Origin of the sequence: Kamptonema sp. PCC 6506 (genome assembly GCF_000180455.1) — a bacterium.
GTDB classification, from domain to species: Bacteria; Cyanobacteriota; Cyanobacteriia; order Cyanobacteriales; family Microcoleaceae; genus Kamptonema; species Kamptonema formosum.
This window is the reverse complement of the sequence record NZ_CACA01000198.1, coordinates 1-11281: the sequence shown is the minus strand read 5'-3', so window position 1 is coordinate 11281 and position 11281 is coordinate 1. Positions and strand designations below refer to the sequence as shown.

General features: G+C 42.8%; 13 protein-coding genes. 8 read left to right on the top strand and 5 right to left on the bottom strand.

Annotated elements, in window-relative coordinates; all coding sequences use genetic code 11:
* Positions 1 to 625 (top strand): hypothetical protein (locus tag OSCI_RS10400; RefSeq protein WP_324603709.1); only part of this gene is annotated, 625 nt, incomplete at its 5' end.
* Here OSCI_RS10400 and OSCI_RS10395 read toward each other — a convergent pair.
* Complete coding sequence (locus tag OSCI_RS10395) at positions 622 to 1518, bottom strand: PPC domain-containing protein (RefSeq protein WP_007354894.1); 897 nt, start codon at positions 1516 to 1518, stop codon at positions 622 to 624. The two genes, OSCI_RS10400 and OSCI_RS10395, sit on opposite strands and share 4 nt — an antisense overlap.
* A 142-nt stretch (positions 1519 to 1660) precedes the next feature.
* On the opposite strand from OSCI_RS10395, the gene OSCI_RS10390 reads away from it, so the two are divergent.
* Together OSCI_RS10390 and OSCI_RS10385 are read left to right on the top strand one after the other, a co-directional pair.
* Positions 1661 to 3364 carry a flavin monoamine oxidase family protein gene (locus tag OSCI_RS10390; RefSeq protein ID WP_007354893.1) on the top strand — a complete coding sequence of 568 codons (1704 nt, stop codon included), beginning with the start codon at positions 1661 to 1663 and terminating at the stop codon, positions 3362 to 3364.
* Between the two features lie 314 nt (positions 3365 to 3678).
* Positions 3679 to 4164 (top strand): FxLYD domain-containing protein, encoded by a 486-nt coding sequence (locus OSCI_RS10385; RefSeq protein WP_007354892.1) that lies wholly within the window; start codon positions 3679 to 3681, stop codon positions 4162 to 4164.
* Positions 4165 to 4248: 84 nt separating this feature from the next.
* On the opposite strand, the gene OSCI_RS10380 is transcribed toward OSCI_RS10385, so the two are convergent.
* The gene (locus OSCI_RS10380) at positions 4249 to 4542 is read right to left on the bottom strand and encodes a hypothetical protein (RefSeq protein WP_007354891.1); all 294 of its coding nucleotides are present in this window, start codon (positions 4540 to 4542) and stop codon (positions 4249 to 4251) included.
* Positions 4543 to 4684: 142 nt separating this feature from the next.
* Between OSCI_RS10380 and OSCI_RS10375 the strand changes: the two genes are divergently transcribed.
* The 3 genes from OSCI_RS10375 (at position 4685) to OSCI_RS29865 (ending at position 8194) form a co-directional block, all read left to right on the top strand.
* Positions 4685 to 6154 carry an Ig-like domain-containing protein gene (locus OSCI_RS10375; protein ID WP_007354890.1) on the top strand — a complete coding sequence of 490 codons (1470 nt, stop codon included), beginning with the start codon at positions 4685 to 4687 and terminating at the stop codon, positions 6152 to 6154.
* A gap of 96 nt (positions 6155 to 6250) precedes the next feature.
* Positions 6251 to 7996, top strand: a complete 1746-nt coding sequence (locus OSCI_RS10370) for an ABC transporter ATP-binding protein (RefSeq protein ID WP_007354889.1) — start codon at positions 6251 to 6253, stop codon at positions 7994 to 7996.
* 27 nt (positions 7997 to 8023) lie between these two features.
* On the top strand, positions 8024 to 8194 hold the full coding sequence (locus tag OSCI_RS29865; protein ID WP_168371090.1) for a hypothetical protein: 171 nt from the start codon (positions 8024 to 8026) through the stop codon (positions 8192 to 8194).
* A 33-nt stretch (positions 8195 to 8227) separates the two neighbouring features.
* Here the strand turns inward: OSCI_RS29865 and OSCI_RS10365 are convergent, their stop codons facing one another.
* The 3 genes from OSCI_RS10365 to lpdA form a co-directional block, all read right to left on the bottom strand.
* Complete coding sequence (locus OSCI_RS10365) at positions 8228 to 8521, bottom strand: type II toxin-antitoxin system Phd/YefM family antitoxin (RefSeq protein WP_007354888.1); 294 nt, start codon at positions 8519 to 8521, stop codon at positions 8228 to 8230.
* Positions 8518 to 8838, bottom strand: coding sequence for a hypothetical protein (locus OSCI_RS10360; RefSeq protein WP_007354887.1), 321 nt, complete (start codon positions 8836 to 8838; stop codon positions 8518 to 8520). The genes OSCI_RS10365 and OSCI_RS10360 overlap by 4 nt, the downstream gene beginning before the upstream one ends.
* A gap of 83 nt (positions 8839 to 8921) precedes the next feature.
* The gene (lpdA, locus tag OSCI_RS10355; protein WP_007354886.1) at positions 8922 to 10352 is read right to left on the bottom strand and encodes a dihydrolipoyl dehydrogenase; all 1431 of its coding nucleotides are present in this window, start codon (positions 10350 to 10352) and stop codon (positions 8922 to 8924) included.
* A 223-nt stretch (positions 10353 to 10575) separates the two neighbouring features.
* Between lpdA and OSCI_RS10350 the strand changes: the two genes are divergently transcribed.
* Positions 10576 to 10875, top strand: coding sequence for a hypothetical protein (locus tag OSCI_RS10350; protein WP_007354885.1), 300 nt, complete (start codon positions 10576 to 10578; stop codon positions 10873 to 10875).
* Between the two features lie 12 nt (positions 10876 to 10887).
* On the top strand, positions 10888 to 11271 hold the full coding sequence (locus OSCI_RS10345) for a four helix bundle protein (RefSeq protein ID WP_007354884.1): 384 nt from the start codon (positions 10888 to 10890) through the stop codon (positions 11269 to 11271).
* Positions 11272 to 11281: the final 10 nt, after the last annotated feature.

The window sequence follows — 11281 nt, the reverse complement described above, 5'->3', positions numbered from 1 at the left end:
TAGCTATATGTTTGCAATTGTGATTTGGAGTCTAATGGTTGGTAGTCTCGGCATTGAGGCTGTAATCGTTGGCGGTTGGCTGCACCGCTATCAGTTTGTTGAAGCTCAACAAAGTGAGGAGGAAGAAATTTTGACGCACTACGAATCTAAGGATGATAATATTCCGGTGACAGATCGGATACAATCAAATAGCAATCCCAACTCCGGTTTTAAGGATTCTCAATTAATTGGCTGGGAGTTTAAGATTGTGCGGGCATCGAGCGATTTATTCCGTAATCCGGCTATTTTCCATCGGCTGTGTGAAGAAGAGGCGCAAGTAGGCTGGATTTTATTAGAAAAGCTGGACGATCGCCGAGTGCGGTTTAAGCGCCCGATCGCGATGCGTGACATGGAAAGGTCGGATTTACCACGTTTTGACCCCTATCGATCGCACTATGGCTCAGGCTCAAATTGGCTGGCGATGCTAGGGGCGATCGTATTACTTGGAGCTATGGTTTTACCCGCTGTTTTAGGTTATGCTTTAGTGTCCAGCACTTCGATCAAATCTCGTTCTAATTGGCCAGATTTACCGATTCAATCTCTCCCTGCTTCTCCTACACCAGAAGATCCTCAATTAGTTCCCTAACTTGATGAGGATGCTACTGTTAGGTTATAATTAGTATTACCTTGAAATTGAGAAACGCGGACAAAATAAAGACCCGCAGGTAAAGGTTTTGAAGTAATAATTTGTTCAGAAGCCGTCCCGAAATTCGTCGAGGAATCCACTAAACCATTGAGGCTAACTATCCCATCACGGTTGATATCTTGAAGTAATTCTACATCTGCATCTGCACTCAAACCGTCTAGAGTCAAACTGAAATTACTAGGAGAATTGAGGAGAAAACTGTAAATATCCACAGGTTCAGTATCACCTACAAAGTCGCTCACACCTTGAATTCCATCCAGTACGCCCAGACTACGAGCCGAGGTTAAATCTTCGCTTTGAGTGGGGGGGACGCTAACGAGAGTTTCTTCTAAGCCAAAGCGGAGATAATGCTCAAAGGCACTTTTGACTACACCGTTATTTACGGCTGTTGCTACAAGCGGGTATTTTTGCAGATAATAATCAGGGTCAAAAAGAAGACTCGGCTGGCGGTTTTCAAATTGACCTAACTTGAGGTAATGTTCTGCGAGAGTGAGTTGATTTCGTTGTACCGCTGCGGTAACATCTGGATTATTCGACCCATAAAAAGCCGTATCGAATAAAGGGTTAGGGTTGCGGCGTTCAAATTGACCAAATCTGATAAAATGATCGGCGGCGGTAATTTTTCCTTCCTCGACTGCGGCTGCTACATCAGTGTTTGTTTCTAGATAATAGCTAGTATCGAATAGAATATTGGGATCTCGATCTTCAAATTTGCCAAATCTGTTAAAGTGGTCAAACCCACTAGAAACTTTGCCGTTGGCGATCGCCAAACCGACATCAGGGTTGTTTTCCAGATAAAAGGCGTTGTCGAATAAGCTTCTAAGGTCTAACATTCCTAAAAAATTCTCTCACTGACTTAGGGTGCAAACCGTTCCATAGTATTGTACTATTCACTCTTGTAAATTGTACTTGGATTTACGAAATTAAATCTATCATCATAATTCTGTAAAAAATACTTGTGAGTGTCCCTGGAGTATGGCTAAATCTGACTTGATGGCAACGCTGCGCCGTGCCTACAGCATTGCCCAGACCTCAATTAAAACAGGAATTCCGGCGGATGAGCTCTTAGATAAAGTGAGCGATCGCGCGTTGGAAAATCGCGTCTCTCGCCGTCGTCTGCTACACGGTGGCTTAGCCGCAGCCGGGGCGATCGCCGCTACCACCTTCACGCGAGACGGACACCGCGCCGTTGCCCAAGACACAGGAAGATCCCCCATTTTAATCGTCGGCGGCGGAATTGCAGGGTTAACAGCCGCCTACCGCCTCCGCCAAGCAGGAATTCGCACCGACATTGTAGAGGCTACAAACCGCCCAGGCGGTCGCATTCGCACCTTGCCCAAAGTAGGAAGTACAATCATCTCAGCCGAACTAGGTGGAGAATTCATCAGCACCAGCCATACCAGTTTAATATCTTTGGCAACAGAACTCGGTTTAATGGCGATCGACCTTAAACAAGTTCAAGAAAGGTTCGTTGATAATACTTTCTACTTCCAAGGTCGCAGAGTCACCCTCGCACAATTAACCACGGATTTTGCTCCCTTAGCCCAGAAAATTGAAGCAGATTTAGCCGCAATTGGAGACACTCTTAGCTACAAATCAGCGAATGAAACAGCAGAAAGCTTAGACAATACTTCCCTTGCCGAATATTTAGACAATGCCGAAACTAGCACCATCATTAGGCAATTACTTCGGATTGCTTACATAGGTGAATATGGCCGCGATCCTGAAGAACAATCTTGTCTCAATATGCTATTTTTAATTGGCACTGAAACCAACAACTTTAGTGTCACTGGAAACAACGACGAGCGGTATCAAATCGAAGGTGGCAACGAAAAAATTATCCAAGGGCTAACAAGTTTAGTAGCCGATTCGATTGAAACTGCCACAATTTTAGAAGCTGTAAATACCCTCTCCGATGGTCGTTACCGAGTCAGTTTACGCTCAGGACAAAGTGCTTTTGACCGCACCTACGAGCGGATTATATTCGCCTTGCCTTTCACCACACTGCGGCAAGTTCAGCTTAATGTCAATTTGCCGCGCGAAAAACGGTTTGCCATTAATAATTTGGGCTATGGTACTAATGCTAAATTAATTACAGCTTACAAAAGCCGAGTGTGGCGTGAATTTTATCGTTCAACTGCCGCTGTTTACTCAGATTTAGGATTTCAAACTACTTGGGAACCAACACCTTTTGCTCCCACTGGCAACGGTTTAGTAACTGAATTACTCGGTGGTAGACAAGGTTTAGCCCTTGGTAGCGGAACGCCAGAAGACCAAGCGCAAAGATTTGTGTCACAATTTGACAAAGTTTTTCCCGGAGTTAAAGACGCTCGTATTGGTAATGCTGTCAGAGCTTTCTGGCCAGGAGAACGTTTTTTCCAAGGTTCTTATGCCTGCTATTTAGTCGGGCAATGGACTCGAATGTATGGCGTAGAAGGAGAGCGTGCAGGCAATCTATATTTTGCGGGAGAACACACTTCTTTAGAAAATCAGGGTTATATGGAAGGAGGTTGTGAAACAGGAGAAAGAGCTGCTGTAGAAATCTTAGAAGATTTGGGTTTAAGCTCTTCTGCTCAAAGCTTATCGCAGCGTAGAGCCACTAATCTAAGTTCTCCTCGTCCTAGTCGCAGAGTACCCAGAAATCGCAATTCTAGTAAGTCTCAACAAAACATAAGATAGTGGTAATGGCTAATTGGTAATGGCTAATTGCTAATTTAGAACTTACGCAGTCTTAAATGTATTTCTGTCATTGCGAGCAAAGCGAAGCAAACCCAAAATTTTTGTTTTAACCTTGACAGAACTTACGCACGGGAGGTCAAGAACCAGGTTTCTGCGTCAATATTTCTCGAAAAAAGCGACGATTTGGGGAAGAAACCTGGTTTTTTGCGTAAGTCCTACTTGATTTAAAGCGGAAACTGTGTAATTCCTCTAACAATTACCAATTCCCAATTACCCATTACCAATTACCCATTACCAATTACCCATTCAGACCCATGAAACTTTTGCACTTTACTAAACTTTTAACCAGTTTATTGATATCTCTTGCCTCTAGTATTGCCTTCACTAATCCTCTACTTGCAGATACTCCTACTGTAGAAAATTCAGATATAGATGTACCACTTTGCTATATGCAAACCGCTGATGGCAGGAGGCTAAACTTGGTGAATATGTGTGGTCAAGAAACTGAGCCTAGCACTTCTCAAGCTTGTAATGCTAACTCTGACAATGCTAAAGTTTCAATCGCTAATTCCACTTATGACGGGAATTTTTTAATCGGGCAAATTATCAATCAGACCTGTAAAACAGTGAAATATGTCAAAGTAAATTATGAAGTTTTGGATGAATTAGGCAACATAATTGACAATGGATTTATCTACGCCCAACCAGTGAATGTTGAGCCAGGAAAATTAGCTTCATTTCGAGGAGCAGTTGTGTCGGGAGCTAAAGTAAATGCAACCCATTTAGACTGGACTGAATAATTTTTATTTCATTTTAACTACCTAATTATTGGTAACGCCGCCAGAGGGCAGCGTTACCAATAGAATTGATTAGGTTTCTAACAGTTACAAACTGCCTTTTTCCACCATTTTACTTACCTGAGTGCGGCATCCTGCACAATCACAACCCAACTTGAGAATAGAAAGGTCTCCGATGCGGTCAGAAGCGAGGTCTAGGGATGGGGACTCAGCAACCCATTGACCGAGGGTGATGCCAACTGTTTCAATGGCAATTGTAGAAGACGCTTCGGCACTTCCATCTTGGGGTGCGATCGTGCTAGCATGAGCGGGGTTGACAGTTAGCAGCATCAATGCGATTGAGCTAGAACAGCCAAGTACAGTCAGTACATCTCGATTCATAATTCACCAGAAAATATAGAGTTAATAGCTCAGTCTAACCGATCGAGTATTGGCTGTCACTACTACTATTTTAAATCAGATTTAAATATAAATAAATCTATAAAACTATTAAGTATATCTCGCCCTTAGTTTTTGCAATAATATGATATCAAAACTAAAACAATTGCAGCCAATTGACCGTCTTGCTATTTCTCTTATACTATTGCTAAATGTATTGATTGGATTATTGATGCTTACTGGCGATCGCACTCGCCCAAGAGTCCGAGATTTTAGTTGGCAAAACAAAGTTGTAGGATCTGTAGATACCGCTTTTATTCTCACTTTTAGCCGACCAATGGATCGGGATAGTGTAGAAGCAAATTTGCAAATTGAGCCGCCATTACCAGGAAAAATTAGCTGGGTTGGCAAGCGATTAGTTTATACCTTAACAACTCCTGTTCGCTATGAAACAACTTATCAAATAAAATTAGATCGAGCTATATCTAGTATAGGCAATGAGAAATTTGGCAATTCTATTCAGGCTTTTACAGGTAACTTTCGCACTCCAGATAGAGCTTTTGTTTATATAGGTGTAGAGGGAGAAGAGAAAGGAAGATTAATTTTATACAATCTTACTCTTAAACAAAAAATAATCTTGACTCCTAAAAATTTAGTAGTTAAAAATTTTAAACCTTATCCTAGAGGCGAACGGGTCTTATTTTCTGCTGCCCAATGGTCAAACGATCGGCCTGGTTTGTTTAAACAAAGCTTGTATACTGTTAATACTGGCAGGTTATCTGGGCAACAACTAACAACTGAATCAACTGGGAAAATTGACCTAGTTTTAGATAGTGAAAATTATCAAAATCTAAAATTTGAATTGTCTTCAGATGGCAAATCAATCGTAGTTCAGCGAATTAATACAAACAATTTAGAAGATACTGGTTTATGGTTGCTGCGCTCCGATACGCTACCCCAACGCCTCACAAATCGCCCTGCTGGAGATTTTTTGATAACCCCAGATGGTACATCTATACTGAATCCGCAAACAGAAGGTATTGCTATTTTACCGCTTGCTGAGAATGCGAAACCTCTAGATTTTCTCCCTTCATTTAGGAGAGTGCTTGATATCACTGTTAATGGTAGAGAATCGGCAATGATCCGACTTAATCGTGATGCCACCCCCTCACTGTTTTTAGTAACAAATCAAGGGGCTAAGAAAGAATTAACAAGCACTCCCGGTCAAATTTTAAACTGCAAGTTTAATCCCGCTTTACCGTTCCTTTACTGCTTGGTAACTCGGCCTAAAGCAGGGAAGAAAGAATACTCAGAACAGCTAAATCTTGAGGCTTTTGACTTAACAACATTTAAAGTAAAAGTTCTCTCAATTATACCCGATCTGTGGGAGACAGTAATGAGCGTATCACCAGATGGGACTGCTTTACTGTTCGATCGCGTGGTTGAGAAGAATGAAGAACCGAAAATAGGAGATTTAAGGACAAATTTAGGAACAGCGATCGCAACTTCTAGTATAATGCTGCTGGGTCTGAATCAAAACCAGCCTTCTACTGTTGGCAAATTACAGCCTCAAGAATTACCTTTGCGGGGATTTCACCCTTGCTGGTTGCCATGATCGGGTAGCTATTAAGCAGGCTTTACTAATGAAACCCCCATTGATAATCTAGTTGAGTAGAGATATTTTTTAAAGAAATTGCAGGCACAAAACATCTTGAAAACTCGGTCTAATTACTGGCAAATACTCCCTTACCTCCGCCCACAACAGCAAACTATTGCTAAGGCATTAGCTTGTACTTTAGCCTTTACCGTATTCTGGCCGATTATCGCGTGGTTAATTGGCGAAACAGCCAAATTTATTGGCACAGGAGATTTAAAGGGATTCGCTCAAATTGCTGGACTTAGTGCCGTTATCTTCTTAATTCGCGGTACTGTGCAATACGGGCAAGATACGCTGATGGCAAAAGCTGCATTGACTATTGCTTTAAATATCCGCAAGCAAGTTTATACACATTTGCAGCAACTTAATCTCGGCTACTTTGAAACGTCCAAAACTGGAGATTTATCATATCGCCTCACTGAAGATATTGACCGGATTGGCGAAGTAGTTAATAAGTTTTTCCACCAATTCGTCCCTTGCATTTTGCAGCTAATTGTTGTCTTGGGATACATGATTTATCTCAATTGGCAATTAACTTTAGCTACATTAATAATTGCCCCGATAATGGCGATATTAATAGGCTGGTTTGGCGAAAAATTACTTACTTACTCTCGTCGCAGTCAAGATCGAATCTCTGATTTATCCGCAATGTTAACGGAAGTATTCAGCGGTATTCGCCTGGTGAAAGCCTTCGCTGCTGAGGAATATGAGATTGCTAGATTTGTACAGGAAGCTGAACAAAACCGCCGTGCTAAATATTTAGCAGAACGGGTAAAAGCGCTCCAGTTTGTGATAGTGGGATTTTTAGAAGCCATGAGTATACTGCTGCTATTTTTCTTAGGCGGCTGGCAAATTTCTCAAGGCAATTTGACGGCTACAGCCTTTATTAGTTATGTAGCAGGGGTGGCGTTGTTAATTGACCCGATTGCAATCACAACTAGCAATTATAGTGAGTTTAAACAAGGGGAAGCGTCTTGCGACCGCATTTTTGAATTATTAGCAATTCAGCCAAGTGTCGTGGAAAAACCGGGCGCGATCGCGCTTCCTCCAGTTAGCGGTAAAGTTGTATATCGAAATGTCACCTTTTCCTACCAGCCGGAAAAACCCGTACTACAAAACTTAGATTTGCTGGTACATCCAGGGGAAATGATTGCGCTTGTTGGCCCTTCGGGTGCGGGGAAAACGACCTTAGTTAATCTTTTACCGAGATTCTATGAGCTCCAGGCTGGACAGATTTTAATTGACGATATTGATATTCAGGATGTGACATTAGGAAGTTTGCGCCGACAAATTGGGATTGTACCCCAAGAAACTATCTTATTTTCTGGTAGTATTGCCCAAAATATTGCCTTTGGTCAAGCTTATTATGAAATGAAAGATGTGGAAGCAGCGGCAAAAATTGCGAATGCTCACCAGTTTATCACTCAATTTCCTGATGGGTATCAAACTTGGGTAGGGGAAAGGGGGGTGAATTTATCAGGGGGACAGCGACAAAGAATTGCGATCGCACGCGCAGTATTGTTAAATCCTAGAATCTTAATTCTCGATGAAGCTACCTCCGCCTTGGATTCAGAATCAGAAGCTTTAGTACAGGAAGCCTTGGAAAGATTGATGCGCGATACCTACGGCGGGCTTCGCCAACGCACTGTTTTTATTATCGCTCATCGTTTGGCAACCGTGCGACGGGCCGAAAGAATTTTAGTAGTAGAAGATGGCAAAATAGTAGAATCAGGAACTCACGAAGAACTGTTGGAAAAAGGCGATAGATATGCTCGTTTTTACGCTCAACAGTTTAGTTAGGGCTTGCTGAATCAGTGCCCGGAGGTGATGCAGTCTGGGTTATGCGATCGCGTTCGCGAGAGTCGAGTGCAAGAAAAACAGTATAATCAGTCAAAACCCGTGCATCACCCTTTGCGATCGTGTACAGAAAAAGCGAGATTTTCAGTATTCTGCTTAGAGTGCGATCGCTTTCATATACTCATCGACCCAACTCAATGATGAACATCAACAATAAACTCAAGACAATATCGCTCATTTATCTCCTTGACTTTCTTCCCTTTTTATAGATAACTCGTCCACCAATTCCCAAAAATCATCATAATCCATACCCCCATTTTCCTTAATACTTTGCTGAGATTTCTCTACCAATTTATTGAACTTAACACTATTAGCTAACATTAAACGTTCCAGTTCATCTGGATCTACAACTAAAGTAATTGCTGCTACAGGCTGGCCATTATCCGTAATTAAAATTGATTCTCCTTGAGTAGCTTTCAAGTAGTTGTTAAAATTTGCATTGATTTCATCTAAACTTACAGTTTTCATAGTTCAAACTCCTTACCATTTACAAATAACTGATTGCCAATTTTTACCGCAACTACTAAAATATGGACTTCGTAAATATCAGAAAGAGTTTGGTAAAATACCCGAAACTCATTATCCGCACCAAGCCTTAACTCCCAAGTTGCGCCAGTTGAAGGTTCTCGTAAAGGTTTGCGGTTGCGGGTTTCTACTTCAGGCTCATAGCTCAACTGCTCTTTAATGGTACTACGAAGTAGCGAATGATACTTGCGGTCAATAGCTGCAAGATGTTCGGCAACTTCACGAGCAAGGATAATGCTAAATTTTTGCTCAGAAGTCATGTTTTCTCATCCTCACATTCATCATAACTCAGCGTTTCCAGACGGTAGGGGGAATGCCCCTATTACCGCCCAGAAAAGCTAGATTAATGACTACCAACAGCCCGCTTATAGGCCTCATCCAAAACCTCAGAAAGAGTCGGATGAGTGTGTACGGCAAAAGCTAAATTGCGAACAGAATCCCGCTGCGCGATCGCATTCGCCGCCTCTTGAATTAAATCCGCCGCGTGGAGTCCAAAAATGTGAACCCCCAACAATTCCCCCGTATCCTTACGGAAAATTACCTTAGCTACCCCATCAGTTTCACCCTCAGCGATCGCCTTAGAATTTCCCTTAAAATAACTCTTGACAGTAGCTACCTCAAACCCTTCAGCCTTTCCTAACTCCTTAGCCGCTGGTTCTGTCATCCCCACATAGCTAATTTCTGGGTGAGTAAAAGCCGCCGCTGGTATACTGCGGTAATCCACCTCGCGATCGCGCCCGCAAATATTCTCCACCGCCGCAATCCCCATCGCCGACGCAGCATGAGCTAACATCATCTTGCCATTCACATCCCCGATCGCCCACAAATTCGGCACGGGTTCCCCACCCGCCAACACCGCCATCTTGTCATTTACAGGGATAAAACCGCGCACAGTTTCCACCCCTACCGACTCCAACCCTAAATTACTACTAACAGGAACTCTCCCCGTAGCCACCAAACAAGCATCCACCTCCAAAACTTCCACAATTTCCTTAGTTTTGGCATCAGCAAGTTCCACCACCACAGGCGAACCAGGAGTCACCTTCATCGCCAAAAGTCCCACCTTAGTCTCAATATCTCGCGGTGTAATCAACACCCGTTCAGCTAACTTAGCAATATCTGGGTCAAAAGTCGGCATCAACTGATCTAATGCCTCAATCATCGTCACTTCACAACCCAAAGCAGTGTAAATATCCGAAAACTCCAAACCGATATAACCACTACCAATAATTGCCACCCACTGAGGTAAAGATTCCAGTCTCACCGCATCATCGCTAGTAAAAACCGTCTTCCCATCAAGTTCAATTCCACGAGGGACAAAAGGAATCGAACCTGGCGCGAGAATTATATCCTTAGCAGTAATTACCTTCTCACCGCCGCTAGTTTCCACAGTCACTTTTTGCGGCCCCGTAACCTTACCCCAACCTTGGATCGTATCCACACCCAAGCGTTTGAGGCTATTCGTCAAATCACCGCGCAGTTTATTGACAATATTGCCAGCATGACTGGCGATCGCACCGCGATCGAAATCCACACTTCCCAATTGAATCCCTAAAGTCTTCAAATGGTGAGCATTTCGCAAATCCCGCACCCTTCCCGCCGCCGCCAGCAACGCCTTAGAGGGAATACAACCCCTGTTAACGCAAGTACCGCCCATCTCCGCCGCTTCGATAATTGCAGTCTTCAAACCGCAGTTAACAGCGTGTATGGCAGCCCCGTGTCCTCCCACGCCAGCACCAATTATCACTAAATCGTAATCAAATCCCTGACTCACCTTACTCTCCTAGTGCCATTTCTTAACCCTCATTCTCGACTAGACTAGGTTAATTAGACAACCTTGACAAGTAAGCTGTGATGATTAAATCCCAATGATTGTGGCCCACGCCTTATAAGTCTTGAGTTGCAAGTCCAGTTGGAGTTTAAAGTTTTAAAGTCTACTATCGGCAAGGGTGCATATAGTTTGAGTACAATGTCAAAAGTCTAAGGAGCCACTCCTCATGGAACCAGATCGGCAAGATTTACGCCGGGCCTCAGCCAGAGCCTTTTTTGAGTCTCTTGACCAAATGAACGAATTGGCGCGGGCCCAGGAGGCCAGTCAAGCTGCTAAATCGAATTCGACCTCTGCAAACAGTCCCGCAGCTAAACGGAAAAAACCTAAAGCTCAGTTTAGTTTTGCTGAGCTTGAAGAAGCGATCGCCGATATTGAGCAATTTATGCAGAGTCGAGAGGAGAAGGGGGGAGATAGGGAGGATGGGGGAGATGGGGAGGATGGGGAGATGGGGAAGATGAGGAAATGATGGGGATCGAAAGTGAACAAAGAATTAATTAAAAGCCATGAAGATTTAGCTGTTTATCAAATGGCCTTTGATGCTGCTATGAAAATCTTTGATTTATCGAAAAAGTTTCCAGTAGAAGAACGATATTCTCTAACTGACCAAATTCGGAGATCGTCTCGTTCTATTTGTGCTAATTTAGCTGAAGCTTGGCGCAAGCGTCGCTATAAAGCAGCTTTTATATCTAAATTAAATGATTGTGAAGCTGAAGCGGCTGAAACCCAAACCTGGATCAAATTTGCTGTCAAATGTCAATATTTAGAATTAGAATCAGCCAGAGAACTTTACGCTACTTACAATCAAGTTCTCAGTGGTTTGGTCAATATGATTAATAACTCAAATAATTGGATTATTAAATAATTTTTCTTAC

Bases quoted from the DNA above. Each gene is read 5' to 3' on its own strand.
- OSCI_RS10375 (WP_007354890.1), top strand. From the start codon at position 4,685: ATGATATCAAAACTAAAACAATTGCAGCCAATTGACCGTCTTGCTATT.
- OSCI_RS10380 (WP_007354891.1), bottom strand. From the start codon at position 4,542: ATGAATCGAGATGTACTGACTGTACTTGGCTGTTCTAGCTCAATCGCA.
- OSCI_RS10360 (WP_007354887.1), bottom strand. From the start codon at position 8,838: ATGACTTCTGAGCAAAAATTTAGCATTATCCTTGCTCGTGAAGTTGCC.
- OSCI_RS10365 (WP_007354888.1), bottom strand. From the start codon at position 8,521: ATGAAAACTGTAAGTTTAGATGAAATCAATGCAAATTTTAACAACTAC.
- OSCI_RS10350 (WP_007354885.1), top strand. From the start codon at position 10,576: ATGGAACCAGATCGGCAAGATTTACGCCGGGCCTCAGCCAGAGCCTTT.
- OSCI_RS10385 (WP_007354892.1), top strand. From the start codon at position 3,679: ATGAAACTTTTGCACTTTACTAAACTTTTAACCAGTTTATTGATATCT.
- OSCI_RS10390 (WP_007354893.1), top strand. From the start codon at position 1,661: ATGGCTAAATCTGACTTGATGGCAACGCTGCGCCGTGCCTACAGCATT.
- OSCI_RS10395 (WP_007354894.1), bottom strand. From the start codon at position 1,518: ATGTTAGACCTTAGAAGCTTATTCGACAACGCCTTTTATCTGGAAAAC.
- OSCI_RS29865 (WP_168371090.1), top strand. From the start codon at position 8,024: ATGCAGTCTGGGTTATGCGATCGCGTTCGCGAGAGTCGAGTGCAAGAA.